The organism is Actinomyces gerencseriae DSM 6844, assembly GCF_000429265.1.
In the GTDB taxonomy this organism is placed as follows: domain Bacteria; phylum Actinomycetota; class Actinomycetes; order Actinomycetales; family Actinomycetaceae; genus Actinomyces; species Actinomyces gerencseriae.
Genome location: NZ_AUBN01000006.1, coordinates 112953 through 130346, shown reverse-complemented (window position 1 = coordinate 130346; position 17394 = coordinate 112953). Strand labels below are relative to the sequence as shown.

Genomic DNA, 17394 nt, shown 5'->3' with positions numbered 1-17394 from the left:
CATGTCACGAAATCGACGGGCGTGCGGTGCCCCGGCGCCCTGGACTCGGGAGCCGGTCCTCTCCCGGCGGGCGGGCGGAACCAGCGGTTTTCGGCGCTATGGCGGGAGCCGCCGGTGATGGTGCCGGCCGGCCCGCAGGACCCGGGACCATCAGTGATCGATTTTCGTTAGCCTGCTCTCGTGGTCACAACGTCTGTTCCCTCCAAGAAGAGGGCCGCCTACACGACGACGGTCTTCATGAAGCGCCTGATGGCATGGTCGGGCATCTTCTTCCTCGTCTTCGTCCTCTTCCATGCCTATGGCAACACCCATTACTTCGAGGGCGAGATCGCCTACGACCACTATGCCTACTTCCTGCGCCAGCTGCTCGTCCCGATCCTGCCCCCCAGCGGTGTCCTGTGGATTCTGCGCGCGGCGCTCGTCGGATGCCTCCTGGCCCACGCCGGCAGCGCCTTCCACCTGTGGATCCGCAACAAGAGGGCGCGCGGCACCGACAAGTACGCGGTCAAGAAGCCCGGCGCCGAGTACGTCGCCTCCCGTTACGCCATGCGCACCATGCGATGGGGCGGCGTCATCCTGCTGCTGTTCATCATCTGGCACATCCTGCAGTTCACCACCCTGACGATCACGCCCGGCGGTCGTTACGAGCACGGCCGCGCCTACATGAACATGTGGTACGGCTTCCAGCTGTGGTGGGTCTATCTCATCTACCTAGTCGCGCTCGCCGCCCTGTGCCTGCACGTGTGGCACGGCGTGTGGTCCGCGTTGCAGACCCTGGGCGCCGCCCGCGGCAACACCATTCCCTTCATCCGCCTCGTCGCCTTCGTCGTCGCCTTCGGCCTGTTCACCGCCTTCATGTGCGTGCCCACCGCGATCCTCTTCGGCTGGGTGCCGGAGCCCATGGGAGCCGCCGAGTACGCGATCAAGGCCGCCGAGGCCGGCATCGTCCTTTCCCACTGAGAGCGAATGACCATGACTGAACTCATCGAGGGCCTGTACTACGAGGGCGAGAAGATCGCCGACACCAAGGCACCCCACGACGTGCCCATCGACCGGCGCTGGGAGCAGCGCAAGTTCGAGGCCAAGCTGGTCAACCCCGCCAACCGCCGCAAGCTCGACATCATCGTCGTCGGCTCCGGCCTGGCCGGTGGCGCCGCGGCCGCCTCATTGGGCGAGCAGGGCTACAACGTCAAGTGCTTCTTCTACCAGGACTCCGCTCGCCGCGCGCACTCCATCGCCGCTCAGGGCGGTATCAACGCCGCGAAGAACTACCGCAACGACGGCGACTCCACATACCGGCTCTTCTACGACACGGTCAAGGGCGGTGACTACCGCGCCCGTGAGGACAACGTCTACCGCCTGGCCGAGGTCAGCGCCAACATCATCGACCAGTGCGTGGCCCAGGGCGTTCCCTTCGCCCGCGAGTACGGGGGCCTGCTGGACAACCGCTCCTTCGGCGGCGTCCAGGTCTCCCGTACCTTCTACGCCCGCGGTCAGACCGGCCAGCAGCTCCTCATCGGGGCCTACCAGGCCCTGGAGCGCCAGGTCCACGCCGGCACGGTCGAGGAGTTCCGCCGCCACGAGATGGTCGAGCTCATCCTCGTCGACGGCCGTGCCCGCGGCATCGTCACCCGCGACATGGTCTCCGGCGAGATCGAGACCTTCACGGCCGACGCCGTCGTGCTCGCCACCGGCGGGTACGGCAACGTCTTCTTCCTGTCCACCAATGCGATGGGCTGCAACGCCACGGCCATCTGGCGCGCGCATCGCAAGGGCGCGTACTTCGCCAACCCCTGTTACACGCAGATCCACCCGACCTGCATCCCGCAGTCCGGGGACTTCCAGTCCAAGCTCACCCTCATGAGCGAGTCCCTGCGCAACGATGGCCGCATCTGGGTGCCCAGGAGGGCCGAGGACTGCGACAAGGACCCGCGCGACATCCCCGAGGAGGACCGCGACTACTACCTGGAGCGGATCTACCCGGCCTTCGGGAACCTCGTGCCGCGTGACATCGCCTCGCGTCAGGCCAAGAACATGTGCGACGAGGGCCGTGGCGTGGGGCCGGCCATCAAGGAGCGGGACCCGAACGGCAACGAGCGGATGATGCGCCGCGGTGTCTACCTGGACTTCTCCGAGGCCATCGGCCGCCTGGGCAGGGACGCCGTCTCCGCCCGCTACGGCAACCTGTTCGAGATGTACCAGCGCATCACCGGGGACGACCCCTACGAGGTCCCCATGCGCATCTACCCCGCCGTGCACTACACGATGGGCGGCCTGTGGGTCGATTACGACCTGGAGTCGAACGTGCCGGGCCTCTATATCGCCGGCGAGGCCAATTTCTCCGACCACGGCGCGAACCGTTTGGGCGCCTCCGCGCTCATGCAGGGACTGGCCGACGGCTACTTCGTCCTGCCCGACACCATGAACGACTACCTGGCGGACATGCTGCGCCTGGGCAAGGTCGACCCGAACGCCCCCGAGATCGCCGAGGCCAAGCGCTCCGTCGAGGAGCGCATCGCACGCCTCATGGCGTTGCGCGGCACCCGCAGCGTGGACGACTTCCACATGGCGCTGGGGCGCATCATGTGGGAGTACTGCGGCATGGAGCGCCGCGACGCCGGTCTGCGCGAGGCCATCACGCAGATCCGGGACCTCCGGGAGGAGTTCTGGCGCGACGCCCGCATCACCGGCCAGGCCGACGAGCTCAACCAGGCCCTGGAGAAAGCGGGTCGCCTGCTCGACTTCTTCGAGCTGGCCGAGCTCATGTGCATCGACGCCCTGCACCGCCGCGAGTCCTGCGGCGGTCACTTCCGCGGCGAGTCCCAGACCCCCGAGGGCGAGGCCCTGCGCCATGACGACGAGTTCCTCTACGTCGGTGCGTGGGAGTGGGGCGGCGAGGGCCGGCCCCCGATCCTTCATAAGGAGGACCTCATCTACAAGGACATCGAGCTCAAGCAGCGGAGTTACAAGTGAACATCAAGCTCAAGATCTGGCGGCAGCAGAATCAGAACTCCGAAGGGCACTTCGAGGAGTACCCGATGTCCGGCATCGAGGAGCACATGAGCTTCCTCGAGGTCCTCGACCTGCTCAACGAGCAGCTCTTCGCCGAGGGCAGGGAGCCGGTCGCCTTCGACTCGGACTGCCGCGAGGGCATCTGCGGCCAGTGCGGTGTCGTCATCAACGGGCAGGCCCACGGGCCGATCCGCTCGACGACCTGCCAGCTGCACATGCGCCATCTTGCGGAGGACCCCTCCTTCAAGGACGGCGACACCATCACCATCGAGCCCTGGCGCTCGGCGGGCTTCCCGATCCTCAAGGATCTCATCGTCGACCGCTCCGCGCTGGACCGCGTCGTTCAGGCCGGCGGCTACATCTCGGTCAACACCGGCGCGGCCCCCGAGGCCCACTCGGTGCCGGTGCAGAAGGAGAAGGCCGACGCCGCCTTCGAGGCGGCCGCCTGCATCGGCTGCGGCGCCTGCGTGGCGGCCTGCCCCAACGCCTCGGCCATGCTGTTCACCGGTGCGAAGATCTCCCACCTGGGCCTGCTTCCGCAGGGACAGCCCGAGCGCCTCGCCCGCGTGGTGAGCATGTTGAACCAGCACGACGCCGAGGGCTTCGGCGGCTGCACGAACATCGGCGAGTGCGCGGCGGTGTGCCCCAAGTCGGTGCCGCTGGAGGTCATCACCCGCCTGAATCGGGACCTGGGCCACGCCCTGTGGAAGGGCCAGAAGGCCCACGCCTGAGCGGCGCGCTCTCATCTTCGGCGACGGGCATCGGGGGCGGCCGCCGCCGATGCCCGTGCGCGGCCGTGTCAATCGCGTGCTCCCGGGCGAGTCGGTGAATCACGGTGCGAGGCCGGCGCCTCGAGTCGAGCACTCGACGCCGCGGATGATGATCTCGATCTTCCTGTCCAGTCCGCCTCGGCCGATCCAGCTGTCATCGGGGGACAGGACTGCGGGCATAGGGCTCTCCCCGGCAGTGGTCGCGAAGCGTCTCGCCTCCTCCAGCCCCGTCAGGTCGGCGCGGTGACCCCCCGGGACCGCATCGTCCGTCGCTCCGCGCGATGACAGGGTCCGGGAGCGCGTGACGGGGGAGCGCATGACCTCGACCTGCGCATGCGTGGTGATCACGGTGTCGCCCACGAAGTCGAGGAGGACGCCGGCGTCCTCGCCACCCAGGCCCCGGTCGATCAGGTCCTGGTGCGCCTGGGCGAGAGGGGCTGCGAAGAGCTGGTGCGCCCAGGGCACGCTCATGATCACACCGGCCAGCCCCGGGTAGCGTTCGAGCAGGGCCCACAGGCTCATGGCGTGGGCTCGTATCACCTCCTGCCATGTGACCCCGGTGCGGGAGAGGCTCATCCGGGCGGCGATCCGCTCCAGGCATGCGATCAGAAGGTCCTCGCGCGAGGAGATCGTGCGGTACAGGCCGGAGACGGCCACACCCAGACGCTCTGCCACCGCGGTCAGGGTGAAGTCGGCCACCCCGAGAGCGAGTGCGGCCTCCACCACATCCTCGCGAGAGAATCCGGGTCTCGGCCCGGTGGGCTTCCCCAGTCGTGTCATGGATCCACCGTAATGGGTGGAGACGGAGGTTGCTCGTGGGTCACGGCGGGAGTAAGGTCGCCCTCCATCAGGTCTGAAACTAGTTCAGTGTTGGGCTCGGCATCGGATTGAGGCACTTGATGAGCAAGCAGGCGGCATCATTGGCATCTCGGACCGCATCCTCCTCACCCCCCGGAACATCGTCCTCCGTTCAGGGCGCTCCGGGCGGGCGCACCCCGGGCATCCGTTCCGGCGATTCCGATGGCCTCGGGGAGGGGGACCGGCCGGGAGCCGACAGCGCTGCTGAGAGCACCGAGAGCCCTGAGAGCGCTGAGAGCGCAGCCAGGGACTCCCGTGAGAGGCGCTCCCGCGAGGGGCAGGAGGCCATCGCGCGTCTCGGCGCCCCCGTGCGCGCCCGGCTGCGGGTGGGGCAGGTCCTCGTCCTGCTCTCGGGTCTGCTCGCGGTCGCTCCCTACATCGCGCTGGTCCAGCTCGGCGATACCCTCCTGGATGCCTACCAGGCGGGTGCGAGTCCCGACTCGCAGCGCGTGCGAACCGCCGTCATGGTGCTCGTGAGCGCCTACTCCACCCGCTTGTTCCTGTACTTCGCGGCGCTGCTCCTCACCCACTTGGCCGACCTCTCCCTGCGGGACCGTCTACGCCGTGACATCGTCGAACGCATCTCCCGGGCTCCGCTGGCGTGGTTCACGGACTCCACCTCCGGGCGCATCCGCAAGGCCGTTCAGGACGACACGACCACCGTCCACACCGTCATCGCCCACGGCCCCGTCGAGCGCCTCAACGCCGTCGTCACCCCGCTGGCGCTGCTCGCCTGCGCCTTCTGGATCGACTGGCGCCTGGCCCTGCTGGCCGTGTCCACGCTCGTCCTCTACGTACTGACCTACTCGGTGTCCATGCGCGGCATGAACGAGAAGACCGTCGAGATGGACCGCAGGCTGGCCGCCGTCTCCTCCACCATGGTCGAGTTCGTCTCCGGCATCGGCGTGGTCAAGGCCTTCGGGCGCGTCGGGCGCGCGCACTCGGCCTACATCGCGGCTGCCGACGAGTTCTCCGCCTTCTACCGCGACTGGGCGATGCCCCTGGTGACCGTCACCTGCCTGTCCTTCACGTGGGTCTCGATCCCGGTCCTGCTCCTGGTCAACCTCGGTGGCGGGGCGCTGCTCATCCGCGCCGGAGCGGTCACCCTGCCCGAGGTCCTGGCCACCACCCTCATTGCCCTGGTCCTGCCGGCCGCGCTCATCACCATCGCGTCGATCTCCTGGTCCTACCAGATGGCGGGCGCGGCGGCGCTGCGCCTGTGCGAGATCATCGACACCCCCGTTCTGCCCGTCAAGGACCACTCCGAGCGGCCCCGGACGGCGCGCGTCGAGATCGATCGCGCCTCCTTCTCCTACGGGGACACCCTGGCCGTCGACGACGCCTCCCTGACCCTGGAGCCGGGCACCGTCACCGCCCTTCTGGGCCCTTCGGGATCGGGTAAGTCGACGCTGGCCACCCTCATCGCCCGCTTCGCCGACCCCGACTCGGGAGCCGTGCGCATCGGCGGGGTCGACCTGCGCGACATGGACGAGACCGCGCTGTACTCCACCGTCTCCTTCGTCCTCCAGGACGCCCAGCTGCTGGGCACCACCGTGCGGGAGAACATCGCGCTCGGGCGCCCCGAGGCCGATCTGGAGCAGGTGCGCGCCGCCGCCCGCGTGGCCCGCATCGACGAGGAGATCATGGCCCTGCCGGGCGGCTACGACACCGTCCTGGGGCGGGACACGGCCCTGTCCGGCGGCCAGGAGCAGCGCATCGCCATCGCCCGCGCGGTCCTGCTGGACACCCCCGTCATCCTGCTCGACGAGGCCACCGCCATGGCCGATCCCGAGTCCGAGGCCGAGATCCAGCAGGCGCTGAGCGCCCTGGTGGAGGGGCGCACCGTCCTGGTCATCGCCCACCGCCCAGCCGCGGTGCGCGGCGCCCACCGCATCGCCGTCATGGAGCGCGGGCGCATCGTGGCCGCCGGTACCCACGACGACCTGCTCGCCGAGCCCCACTATCGAGCCCTTCTGCGTCAGTCCGGCGAGCTCGACGACGCTCGGGGCGCAGCCGTCGAGGAGACCGCCGGGGGAGCCGCCGGCGGCACCGCGACCGCGGTCGACGGTCTCGCCCGCACCAGTGATGAGGCGGGCGGGGACGCCGAGACCCCCACCGACGTCGAGGCGCCCGACCACCCACGGTCCGCATCCTCGCGCCGGACACCGCCCCCCACCGGCTCGTCCGGCGCCGCATCGAACTCCCTGCTGGCCCGGTTCCACCGCCTCATGGCCGAGTCCTCCTGGCGGCAGACCAGGACCTGCATCGGCCTGGCGGCGGTCAACGGCGTCATATCGGGTCTCGCCCTCCTGGCGCTCCTGCCCGCCTCCGTCGCCCTGGGGACCGGCGAGCCCCGTTGGGGCCTGTCCTTCGGCGGCTGGCTCGTCGTGCTGGTCATCTGCGGCATCGGCGCGGCCGCCGCGGAGTTCCAGGGGCAGCGCAAGGGCATGTCCGGGGCGCTCGGCTTCATGCACGACGTCCACCACGCGGTCGGCGACCAGATCGCCCGGCTCCCACTGCGCTGGTTCACCGCCGACTCCGCCGGCACCCTGTCGCGGGCCGTCAGCCAGGAGATGGTGGCCCTGGGGGAGTCCGCCGCCCACTTCATGTACAGGCTCACCTCCACGACCTCAGCCTGCGTGGTCATCTGGGCCGGATCATGGGCCTGGGACTGGCGTCTGGGTCTCCTGCTCACCATCGCCGCACCGCTGTTCGCCGGACTCGTGCGCGTCGCGCGTCGTCTTCTGGATCGCGGCAAGTCGATCTCCGAGCCCGCCGAGCGCGAGCTCGCCACCCGCGTGGTCGAGATCGCCCGTTGCCAGGGCGCCCTGCGCTCGTGCCGGGCCGCCACCGGCTACCGCCGGCTGACCGCCGCCTTCGACAGCGGGGCCCGCGCCTCCCGGCGCTCCCTGTGGTGGGAGACCGCCGGCAATATCGTCACCGGTGCGCTGAGCCAGATCATCGTCGTGGCCATGATCGTGCTCACGGCCTCACTCGCCATCGGCGGCGCCATGGAACCGCTCGTCGTGGTCGCCGTCATCGGCATGTGCCTGCGCTTCACCACCATGCTCGATGACATCGGCGCCAACGTCATGGGCATGGAGGAGCGCCGCCAGATGATGAACCACCTCGATGCCGTCATGGACGCCGAGCTCATGGCCGAACCGCAGTCCCGCGCCGCGCTGCCGGAGCCCGGGGCCGTCGAGCTCGACGACGTCGTCTTCGGCTACCGGGCGGACGAGGCCGTGCTGGACGGGGTGTCGCTGAGCGTGCCCGCGCACGGAATGTGCGCGATCGTGGGCCCCTCGGGCAGCGGCAAGACGACCATCGCCCGACTCGTCGCCCGCTTCTGGGACGCCGACTCCGGAATCGTGCGGGTGGGCGGTACCGACGTGCGCGACATGCCGACCGCTCAGCTCATGGAGCAGCTCTCCATGGTCTTCCAGGACGTCTACCTCTTCGACGACACTCTGGCCGCCAACATCCGCATCGGCGACCCGGCGGCCGGTGACGACCAGGTCCACCGAGCCGCCGACCTCGCCGGCGTCACCGAGATCGTCGAGCGCCTGCCCCACGGGTGGAGCACTCGCGTCGGGGAGGGCGGACGGGCTCTGTCCGGCGGTGAGCGTCAGCGCGTCTCGATCGCCCGCGCCCTGCTCAAGCGCGCCCCGATCGTCCTGCTCGACGAGGCCACCAGCGCCCTGGACGCGGAGAACGAGGCCAACATCGTCGTCGCCATGGAGGAGCTCCGGCGCACCTCCACGCTCATCGTCATCGCCCACAAGCTGGAGACGATCGCCGCCGCGGATCAGGTCGTCGTCCTCGATGACGCCGGGCACGTGGCCCAGCGCGGTCGGCACGAGGACCTCGTGGAGGTGGATGGCCCCTACCGGAGCTTCTGGGAGCAGCGCACCCGGGCCCACGGCTGGGCGCTCGTGTGAGGAGGAGCGCGGTCCGACGGGGGGGGAGAGCCCGCGCGTGGGAGGATGTTCCCGAGTCCCGTTCACCCGACCGAGTGGTATCCGGGGCGCCCCGGATACCCGTGATGGATGACAGCACTCGCAGCACTCGCAGCGCCTGGGGCGCCTGCCCGCGGGGGACGCATCTGAATGATGAGGAGGAGGACCCGCGATGGCGCCGATGGGAACGTTTCCCCGCACGCGTCCGAGGACCCGGGTCGGGGGCTAGGCTGTGCGCGTGAGTGAGGCACTGGTCCTGGGCATCGAGTCCACCTGCGATGAGACGGGCGCGGCGCTCGTGCGCGGCCGCGAGCTCCTCGGGGACGTCGTCGCCACCTCCATGGACGCCTACGCCCGTTTCGGCGGCATCATTCCCGAGATCGCCTCGCGCGCCCACCTGGAGTCCTTCCTGCCCACCCTCGACGCGGCCCTGGATCGCGCGGGCGTGGATCTGGACGACGTCGACGTCATCGCCGTGAGCGCCGGTCCCGGTCTCGTCGGCTCGCTCACCGTGGGCATCAGCGCCGCCAAGGCCCTGTCCGCCTGCCTGGGCAGGCCCATCTACGGCGTCAACCACGTCATCGGGCACCTGGCGGTGGATGAGCTGGTGGATGGCCCCCTGCCCGAGCGCTTCATCGGCCTCATCGTCTCCGGAGGGCACTCCAGCCTCCTGCACGTCAAGGACGTCGCCGCCGACGTCGTCGAGCTCGGCGGCACCCTCGACGACGCCGCCGGTGAGGCCTTCGACAAGGTCGGCCGGTTGCTGGGCCTGCCCTACCCCGGCGGTCCGCACGTCGACCGGCTCTCCCAGGAGGGGAACCGGGACGCCATCCGCTTCCCTCGCGGCCTGGCCGCTGCCAAGGACAGGCGGCGGCACCGCTACGACTTCTCCTTCTCCGGTCTGAAGACGGCGGTGGCCCGCTACGTGGAGTCCCTCCAGAACGAGGGCGAGGGGATCCCGGCCGCCGATGTGTGCGCGGCCTTCTCCGAGGCCGTCAACGACTCCCTGACCTCCAAGGCGGTTCAGGCCTGCCTGGACCACGACTGCGACACGCTCGTCGTCGGCGGCGGCTACTCGGCCAACTCCCGGTTGCGCGCGCTCGCCGCCGAGCGGTGCGCGGCCGCCGGTATCGCCCTGCGTCTGCCGCCCCTCCGCTACTGCACCGACAACGGTGCCCAGATCGCTGCTCTGGGCAGCGCCGTCGTGCGCGCGGGCATCGAGCCCAGCCCCATGGACTTCGCCCCCGACTCCGCAATGCCCCTGGACGTCACTGTCGCGCGCTGAGCGCGGTGATCTCGTCCCCGCGCAACGGGCGCCCGGCCCGCACCTCGGCCAGCAGGAGTCGCACCGCCGCCTCGTTACCTCCCCCGGCTCGCACGGCGGCCAGCTGACGCTGGTAGGAGGCGCCCGCCTCCAGAGTCGCCCGCACTCCCTCCAGTTCGGCCTCGCATCCCAGGTCCGCCGCCACGGGCGCCAGATCAGTCAGCATCCGCTCCACCGTATCGGTCACCAGCTCCTCATTGCCGAGCGAGTCGGTGATGAGAATGGCGTCCATGCCGTAGCGGGCCGAGCGCCACTTGTTCTCGTCGACGTACCACGCCGGCATGACATCCAGCTCCTCGCCCCGGTCCAGAGCGCGCGAGAAGCTCTCCACCAGGCACTGGGTGAGCGCCGCGATGCCCGCCAGCTCGGTGAGGTTGGTGGCGGCGTCGCAGGCCCGCACCTCGATCGTGCCCAGGCGCGGCGACGGTCGTACATCCCAGCGGACCTCGGTGAAGTCCTCGATGACCTCGGTGTGGATCATGTCCCCGGCGTAGGCCTCGAGCTCGTCCCAGGTCTCCAGCTGGTGAGGCGCCCCCGCCGTGGGCAGCTGCTGGAACATCATGGCGCGGTTGTCGGCGTAGCCGGTGTCCGCTCCGGCCCAGAACGGCGAGGAGGCGCTCAGGCACTGCAAATGGGCCGTGCGGGTCAGCAGCGCCCGCAGGATCGGCAGGGCCTTGGCGCGATCCTCCAGCCCGACGTGCACATGGGTGCCGAAGATGAGCATCTGGTGCCCCCACAGGCGGGTGCGGTCCACGAGCCGCGCGTAGCGCTCGGTGTCCGTCACCTTCTGCACCAGGGGATCGGCGAAAGGATGGGTGCCGGCGCTGGTCAGGTCCACGCGCAGACGCTCCGTCACGGGCAGGAGCCGGTCGAAGGCCAGGGCGATGTCCTCGATGCACTCGGCCACGCTGCGCCGCGCCCCGGAGACAAGTTCGACGGTGTTGAGCATCATCTCGCCGTGGATGTGGTCGTCGGGCTGCACGGCTTGAAGAACCTCGGCGGCGCACTGGCGCAGATCGAGACTGTCGCGGTCGACCAGCTGGAGCTCCCACTCCACTCCGAGTGTGGATCGCTCGGAGCGGGCGAAGGGCAGGGGCTGGCGGTGGATGAGACGTGCGGGCGGGTTCACGGCGGCTCCTCGATGGTGTCAGGGGTGGCCGGGTCGGTGATCGGGCGCTTGACGCGGTGGGCGCGCCTCAGGATACGGATACGGGCTCCTCCGCCACGGGCGGGACCGCTTCGCAGGACTGCGCGACGATGACGGCGCCGCGGGCGCGCTCCCCGGACTCTCCACGAGGACCGATCCGGGTCATGATCCACGTCTCGCAGGCCTCGCCGCGCGGGTGGACGGCGGTGCGCACGGTGTCGGGCGAGATCGGTGCACCGCGCTTGTGGATCTCCAGGCGGCCGATGCCGCGCTCGCGGACGCGGGCCCTGAGCGACTTCAGATTCAGGGGCAGCGCCTCGCCCACTCGCCATGAGCGCACGAACGGGCGCAGCGCGGCATCGGGAAGCCGATCGCCGCTGAGATAGGCGATGCGCTCGCCCACCGGCGCCGCGTCGAGCCGCTCACCGAGGTGCGCCACCAGCCCGGCGCGGATGACCGCGCCGTCGGGCTCGTGGATATAGGCGCCCAGATCCTCGACGTCGGCCAGCGGCTCGAGCTGGACGGGCGGTGCGGAGGGGTCGTGGCAGTCGGGATCGCGCAGGATGCGCGCGGACTGCGAGGCGGCCGTGGAGTCCCGGGAGCTCGTGGAGCCCCGCGCCTCCCGGGGGGCGCCGTCGGCCGGCAGGACGAGGGCCGAGCGCCCAGGGCCCTCAGCGGCGAGCGGGCCGCACCAGATGGCGGCCTCCACGACGTCGCCGCCCGCGCTGACCCACTGCGCATGGGAGCCGGCGGGGATCGCCGCATGATCGATGCCGGGGGCGACCTTGACGCCGAGCGCCTCGACGTCCTCTCGCAGTGCCAGCACCCGGCTGAGCGCCGGCGACCACCGCTCGGGGTCGGCGATGCGATGCCCGTCGGCCCGTCGCGCCGGATCGGCGAAGACGGCATCGACGCCGCGCGCTGCCAGATCGAGGTCGAGCGCGTCGTGGCACACCACCTCGACGTCGGGGAAGGCCATGAGATTGACTGTCGCCAGCGCCGCGGTCGTCTCGTCGCGCTCGACGGCGAGCACCTCGAGCCCGAGGCCCGCCAGTGCCATCGCGTCCCCGCCGATGCCGCAGCCCAGGTCGGCCACGCGATGCGCCCCGGCGCGTTCGTATCGGGCGGCGTGGTGGGCCGCGACCGATAGGCGCGTGGCCTGCTCCAGGCCCTCGGGTGTGAAGAGCATCCGGGAGGCGAACGGGCCGAACTTCGCGGCTGCGCGACCGCGCAGCCGCTGCTGGGTCAGTGCGGCCGATACGAGCGCGGGGGAGTGCCCCTGGTCGCGCAGGGATTCGCCGACCGCCAGTGCGGTGGACTCGTCGTAGGGGGGCAGGTCGGCCAGCAGCGCCCAGCCCTCGGGGGTGAGCAGAGGAGCGAGATGCGAGGCGTCCATCGAGCGATCATGGCATGCATCGAGTCGACATGGGACGAGGCGCCACGTGGGAATGACAACGATCCGCGCGTTCGATCCGCGGAGATCGGCGCGGGCTCCATGGGATCCGCGAGGCCCCGTGGCTGAGGCCCCGTGACGCTCTGCGGAGCAGCGGATGAAGCGAGATGGACTCGGGACCTCGCGCGCGGTGCAGCTCTCCCCCTCGTGACTCGTCCGCCGCGGCATTACCGTAGTCGGGTCGGCCGATCCGCGGTGGCGCTGAGAGCGACGGCGCTGAGAGAAGGAGGTCCTCATGAGCGCAGGTGCACGACGTGCGCGCCGGGTCTGGTTGATCCGAGTGGCATGGGCGGTCGCGGCCCTGGCCGTCATCGTCCTCGTGCTGCCCAATGCGTGGATCCTGGCGGCGAGCGCGGGCCGGGTGAGCGACTACGGCGAGGACGGCGACACGGCGGAGGCGCCGGTCGCCATCGTCCTGGGCGCATCGGTCTGGGCTCCGGGGGAGCCCTCGCCGTGGCTGAAGTACAGACTCGAGACCGCCGCCGGTCTGTACGAGTCGGGGCGGGTGGACGCCATTCTGGTCTCGGGGGACAACAGTCGGGTCGACTACGACGAGCCCACCGCCATGCGCGACTACCTGGTGGGCCTGGGCGTCCCCTCCGAGGCGATCGCACTGGACTACGCCGGGTTCGATACCTACGACACCTGTGTGCGCGCCCGCAGGATCTTCGGGGTCGACCAGGCGCTCCTGGTCTCCCAGGACTTCCACGTCAGCCGGGCGGTGGCGGTGTGCCGCTCCGCGGGTCTGGATGCTCGTGGTGTGGGCGATACCCAGGCCGCGGCCGACCGCGGGACGTGGAGGATGAGCTGGCTGCGCGAGCGCCCGGCCGCCATCAAGGCGGCCTGGGACGTGGTCACCAGACGCGACCCTGTTCTGGGCGGGCGGGAGACGACCGTGGACGACGCCCTGGCGTGGACGCGGGCGCACCGCGAGTGACCGTCCGCGAGATCATCGTTATCGGTCGGTGGCCGGACGGCGGCGGCCAGCGCCGTGCGGCCGCCGCCGTCCCCCGCCGCACGTCCTCCTGAACGCCCAGGGCGAACCCCGCCGACCTCCCTGGCACTCGCGTTGACTGAGTGCTAATCGCGCGCGTACATTCCTCGTCAGACGCGGAGCGCATCCGCCCCGCGGCACGCGCCCCGGCGCTGACGGGCCGACCCCCGCGACGGCGGACCGGCACCGCCAGGACGCGGATTCAGACACCATCCGCATACCAAAGAAGCGAAGAAGGGGAGGACGACATGTCGGTCTCCATCAAGCCGCTCGAGGACCGGATCGTCGTGCAGACGGTCGAGGCCGAGCAGACCACCGCATCGGGCCTGGTCATTCCGGACACCGCCAAGGAGAAGCCGCAGGAGGGCAAGGTCGTGGCCGTGGGCCCCGGCCGCATCGACGACTCCGGTAAGCGCGTCCCGGTCGATGTCGCCGAGGGCGACCTCGTCATCTACTCCAAGTACGGCGGCACCGAGGTCACGTACGCGGGCGAGGACTACCTCATTCTCTCCGCGCGCGACGTCCTCGCCGTCGTCGCCAAGTGAGCCGGGATCCGGATCGTACTCGCGTGCGATCCGATCGCTCCCGCTAGCAGGACAAGGGGCGGTGCCGCCGGCAGGCGGCACCGCCCCTTCGTCTCGGCTCCCGGCCGCCCGGATACCGGGTGGCCGGGAGCCTCCTGATGATTGCCTCGATGGCCCTTGAAGGCACGATGGAGCCACGACGGAACACGGCCGACCTTCGTCGTCCAGAGGCGATGGCGCCCGGCGGGCGAAGGGGAGACCGTGCTGCGCGAGGGGCCGTGCGTGCTCCGAGGCCTCAGGCGACTGGAGTGCCGCGTCCGTTCTCCTCCCGGTCGATCCAGGCGCGGCGCTCCTCCTCGGTCATCCCGCCCCAGACGCCGTAGGGCTCATGAGTGGCCAGGGCGTGGTTGCGGCAGTCGATGATGACGGGGCAGGTGCGGCACACGGCCTTGGCGTCATCGTCGCGCTTTCGGCGCGAACTGCCGCGCTCGCCCTCGGGATGGAAGAACCGCATGGAGTCCATACCGATGCAGGCGCCCTGGTACTGCCACTCCCACAGCGTCGTGATGGGTTTGGGGAGGCGAGCATTTCCTGCCATCACGCCCCTTCCTCGTGCGAGTGCACGAATAGCGCTCGGACACGTTGTGTCCGCTACAACATTAGGTACATCGTGGTGGTGAGATCAAGCACCTGAGCGAGGCATTTTTTCGTAGGATACGAGCGATCTCTGCCTGCAAGACGGCCCCGATGGTGTCTCCGCACGATAAGGTCGACTCTGACGCACGATGGGCACAGTCGAGCGCTTTCATCTATCTGCAACAACGCTGCAAGATGCGTTCATGTCCGCGCGCCCCTACCATTCGTGGCGTGAGCGACTCGATCATCAGCCCCGACCTGTTTGCCCCCACCGGACTGACTTACGACGATGTTCTCCTGCTGCCCGGGCTCACCGATGTCATCCCGTCCGAGGTCGATACGACCTCGCGCCTGACCGCGAGCATCTCACTGGCCACACCCCTGCTGAGTGCGGCGATGGACACCGTTACCGAGTCCGGAATGGCGATCGCCATGGCCCGTCAGGGCGGAATGGGCGTCCTCCATCGCAATCTGTCCATCGAGGAGCAGGCCCAGCAGGTGCGGCTCGTCAAGCGCTCCGAGTCGGGCATGGTCTCCGACCCGGTCACGGTGGGCCCGGACGCCACCATCTCCCAGCTCGACGAGCTGTGCGGTCGCTACAAGGTCTCGGGCCTGCCCGTCGTCGACTCCGACGGCAACCTGCTGGGCATCATCACCAACCGCGACCTGCGCTTCGTGCCGCCCGAGAAGTGGAGCGCGCTGACCGTGCGCGAGTGCATGACGCCGCGGAGGAGCCTCATCACCGGATCCACCGGCATCTCGCGCGAGGACGCCAAGGCGCTGCTGGCCGAGCATCGCATCGAGAAGCTCCCCCTCATCGACGACGCCGGTCGCCTCACGGGTCTGATCACCGTCAAGGACTTCGTCAAGACCGAGCAGTACCCCCTGGCGACCAAGGACGAGGAGGGGCGGCTCGTCGTGGGGGCGGCGGTCGGCTACTGGGGCGACACCTGGGATCGGGCCGGGGCGCTCGCCGAGGCCGGCGTCGATGTCATCGTGGTCGACACGGCCAACGGCGGGGCTCGGCTCGCCCTGGAGATGATCGCTCGGCTCAAACGGGACCCCGCCTTCGCGAGTGTGCAGATCATCGGCGGCAACGTCGCCACCCGTGAGGGGGCTCAGGCCCTCATCGATGCGGGCGTCGATGCCGTCAAGGTGGGCGTGGGCCCGGGGTCGATCTGCACCACCAGGGTGGTGGCGGGCGTCGGCGTCCCGCAGATCACGGCCGTCCACGAGGCGGCTCGGGCCTGCACGCCGGCGGACGTGCCGCTCATCGCCGACGGCGGCCTGCAGTACTCCGGCGATATCGCCAAGGCGCTGGTCGCGGGCGCCGACACCGTTATGCTCGGCTCCCTGCTGGCGGGCTGCACCGAGTCCCCGGGAGATCTGGTCTTCGTCAACGGCAAGCAGTGGAAGCGCTACCGCGGCATGGGGTCGCTGGGCGCCATGAGCTCGCGCGGCCGCACGTCCTACTCCAAGGATCGATACTTCCAGGCCGACGTCACCGGTGACGACAAGATCGTGCCCGAGGGCATCGAGGGACAGGTCCCCTACTCGGGGTCGTTGGCGGCTGTGGTCTACCAACTGGTGGGAGGCCTTCACCAATCGATGTTCTACGTGGGCGCCCGCACGATCGACGCGCTCAAGGAGCGGGGCCGGTTCGTGCGCATCACGAGCGCGGGACTCAAGGAGTCCCATCCCCACGACGTCAGGATGACCGTCGAGGCGCCCAACTACGCCGGGCGGGAATGAGCGCGGGGGATCCCGACTCGCTCACACGCCGATGGGCAGGGGCCAGCCGAGCTCGGCTCCCGGGCGCTCGGGGTTCTTCCTCGCCAGCCACGCGTTGAAGGACTCGGCCCACTGGCGGTGGGCGTCGGCCTGGTAGGGGATGAGCTCGTCGCGGCTCAACCTGGCCAATTCGGGGTAGGCCTGCACCATGGCCTCCAGGACATCCAGGGTCGCGATGACGTCCACCTCGGCCGTGTGCAGGGACTCCGCCGCGCTCACGCCGTAGACCTCGCACAGGTCCCCCAGGCGGCGCTTGCCCCTGCGGTAGCGGTCGACCCGGCGGTCCAGCACGAGCGGGTCGAGCACGGGGCCCAGATCGCGGCCCAGGCGCTCGCGCACAGTGGGCAGGGCGTGCCGAGCCAGCTCGGTCTCCACGAGGGCGAGGTCGAAGGAGCCGTTGAACACCACGACCGGCGTGCCCGCACCCATGGCGGTGGCCAACGCGGTCGCCACCGCATCGAGCACATCGTCCGCCGGCCGCCCCTCTGCGCGGGCGCGCTCGGTGGTGATGCCGTGCACCGCTGCCGCACCGGCGGGAATCCTCACCCCGGGGTCGGCCAGCCAGGTCCGCACCTGCTGCGAGCGCGTGCCGTCGGCGGCGAGCGGTCCGCGCGTCACGAGGGCCGCGGTCACGAGCCGGTCGCTGCGAGGGTTCACGCCCGTGGTCTCGGTGTCGAAGCCGAGCAGAGGGCCCCGGACCCACGACGACGAGGGGATGTGCGGAAGGGGCGCCCGGGACTGCGCCGCCGGATGAGGTGATGCGGAGGAGCTCATGACCCGAGTGTGCCACCGCCCCCCGACACGTATCCGGATCCGGTGGGACGCCGGCGCCCCGGTGGCGGTTGACGGTTCGGGCGGTCTCCGTCGCGGCGGTCCTCGTGCGCGCGTGCCGGTCGGCACGGCTCCGCAGGGCCGGGGGCGCTCCG

At 70.2% G+C, this 17394-nt stretch carries 13 protein-coding genes; 8 read left to right on the top strand and 5 right to left on the bottom strand.

The window, feature by feature from the left end:
* Nucleotides 1–180: 180 nt before the first annotated feature.
* The 3 genes from G448_RS0102165 to G448_RS0102155 are packed head-to-tail and all read left to right on the top strand — an operon-like array spanning nt 181 to nt 3743.
* Nucleotides 181–960, top strand: a complete 780-nt coding sequence (locus G448_RS0102165) for a succinate dehydrogenase cytochrome b subunit (protein WP_034494103.1) — start codon at nt 181–183, stop codon at nt 958–960.
* A gap of 12 nt (nt 961–972) precedes the next feature.
* Nucleotides 973–2973, top strand: a complete 2001-nt coding sequence (locus G448_RS0102160) for a fumarate reductase/succinate dehydrogenase flavoprotein subunit (protein WP_026406638.1) — start codon at nt 973–975, stop codon at nt 2971–2973.
* Complete coding sequence (locus G448_RS0102155) at nt 2970–3743, top strand: succinate dehydrogenase/fumarate reductase iron-sulfur subunit (RefSeq protein WP_026406637.1); 774 nt, start codon at nt 2970–2972, stop codon at nt 3741–3743. The genes G448_RS0102160 and G448_RS0102155 overlap by 4 nt, the downstream gene beginning before the upstream one ends.
* 99 nt (nt 3744–3842) lie before the next feature.
* Here the strand turns inward: G448_RS0102155 and G448_RS0102150 are convergent, their stop codons facing one another.
* Nucleotides 3843–4562: a TetR/AcrR family transcriptional regulator gene (locus G448_RS0102150; protein ID WP_026406636.1), complete on the bottom strand. Its 720-nt coding sequence runs from the start codon at nt 4560–4562 to the stop codon at nt 3843–3845.
* 119 nt (nt 4563–4681) lie between these two features.
* Between G448_RS0102150 and G448_RS17295 the strand changes: the two genes are divergently transcribed.
* The gene (locus G448_RS17295; protein ID WP_084436241.1) at nt 4682–8581 is read left to right on the top strand and encodes an ABC transporter ATP-binding protein; all 3900 of its coding nucleotides are present in this window, start codon (nt 4682–4684) and stop codon (nt 8579–8581) included.
* A gap of 256 nt (nt 8582–8837) precedes the next feature.
* Nucleotides 8838–9884, top strand: coding sequence for a tRNA (adenosine(37)-N6)-threonylcarbamoyltransferase complex transferase subunit TsaD (gene tsaD / locus G448_RS0102135; RefSeq protein WP_026406635.1), 1047 nt, complete (start codon nt 8838–8840; stop codon nt 9882–9884).
* Here tsaD and G448_RS0102130 read toward each other — a convergent pair.
* Nucleotides 9868–11052, bottom strand: a complete 1185-nt coding sequence (locus G448_RS0102130; protein WP_026406634.1) for a glutamate--cysteine ligase — start codon at nt 11050–11052, stop codon at nt 9868–9870. The two genes, tsaD and G448_RS0102130, sit on opposite strands and share 17 nt — an antisense overlap.
* 67 nt (nt 11053–11119) lie before the next feature.
* On the bottom strand, nt 11120–12466 hold the full coding sequence (locus tag G448_RS14790) for a class I SAM-dependent methyltransferase (protein WP_034494101.1): 1347 nt from the start codon (nt 12464–12466) through the stop codon (nt 11120–11122).
* 292 nt (nt 12467–12758) lie between these two features.
* Between G448_RS14790 and G448_RS0102120 the strand changes: the two genes are divergently transcribed.
* Both G448_RS0102120 and groES read left to right on the top strand, forming a co-directional pair.
* Entirely contained in the window at nt 12759–13460 is a 702-nt protein-coding gene (locus G448_RS0102120) for a SanA/YdcF family protein (protein ID WP_051268533.1), read from the top strand.
* Between the two features lie 305 nt (nt 13461–13765).
* Nucleotides 13766–14062, top strand: a complete 297-nt coding sequence (groES, locus tag G448_RS0102110) for a co-chaperone GroES (RefSeq protein ID WP_026406632.1) — start codon at nt 13766–13768, stop codon at nt 14060–14062.
* Nucleotides 14063–14336: 274 nt separating this feature from the next.
* Here the strand turns inward: groES and G448_RS0102105 are convergent, their stop codons facing one another.
* The gene (locus tag G448_RS0102105) at nt 14337–14639 is read right to left on the bottom strand and encodes a WhiB family transcriptional regulator (RefSeq protein ID WP_026406631.1); all 303 of its coding nucleotides are present in this window, start codon (nt 14637–14639) and stop codon (nt 14337–14339) included.
* Between the two features lie 233 nt (nt 14640–14872).
* Here G448_RS0102105 and guaB point away from each other — a divergent pair, with 233 nt between their 5' ends.
* Entirely contained in the window at nt 14873–16429 is a 1557-nt protein-coding gene (guaB, locus tag G448_RS0102100; RefSeq protein WP_245572148.1) for an IMP dehydrogenase, read from the top strand.
* 21 nt (nt 16430–16450) lie between these two features.
* Here guaB and G448_RS14785 read toward each other — a convergent pair whose 3' ends face one another.
* Entirely contained in the window at nt 16451–17242 is a 792-nt protein-coding gene (locus G448_RS14785; RefSeq protein WP_034494097.1) for an exonuclease domain-containing protein, read from the bottom strand.
* Between the last annotated feature and the right edge of the window lie 152 nt (nt 17243–17394).

What these genes read in the sequence shown, in the direction of transcription:
- groES (WP_026406632.1), top strand. Translation starts at nt 13,766, where the DNA reads ATGTCGGTCTCCATCAAGCCGCTCGAGGACCGGATCGTCGTGCAGACG.
- guaB (WP_245572148.1), top strand. Translation starts at nt 14,873, where the DNA reads ATGCGTTCATGTCCGCGCGCCCCTACCATTCGTGGCGTGAGCGACTCG.
- G448_RS14785 (WP_034494097.1), bottom strand. Translation starts at nt 17,242, where the DNA reads ATGAGCTCCTCCGCATCACCTCATCCGGCGGCGCAGTCCCGGGCGCCC.
- G448_RS0102120 (WP_051268533.1), top strand. Translation starts at nt 12,759, where the DNA reads ATGAGCGCAGGTGCACGACGTGCGCGCCGGGTCTGGTTGATCCGAGTG.
- G448_RS0102150 (WP_026406636.1), bottom strand. Translation starts at nt 4,562, where the DNA reads ATGACACGACTGGGGAAGCCCACCGGGCCGAGACCCGGATTCTCTCGC.
- G448_RS0102160 (WP_026406638.1), top strand. Translation starts at nt 973, where the DNA reads ATGACTGAACTCATCGAGGGCCTGTACTACGAGGGCGAGAAGATCGCC.
- G448_RS14790 (WP_034494101.1), bottom strand. Translation starts at nt 12,466, where the DNA reads ATGGACGCCTCGCATCTCGCTCCTCTGCTCACCCCCGAGGGCTGGGCG.
- G448_RS17295 (WP_084436241.1), top strand. Translation starts at nt 4,682, where the DNA reads ATGAGCAAGCAGGCGGCATCATTGGCATCTCGGACCGCATCCTCCTCA.
- G448_RS0102105 (WP_026406631.1), bottom strand. Translation starts at nt 14,639, where the DNA reads ATGGCAGGAAATGCTCGCCTCCCCAAACCCATCACGACGCTGTGGGAG.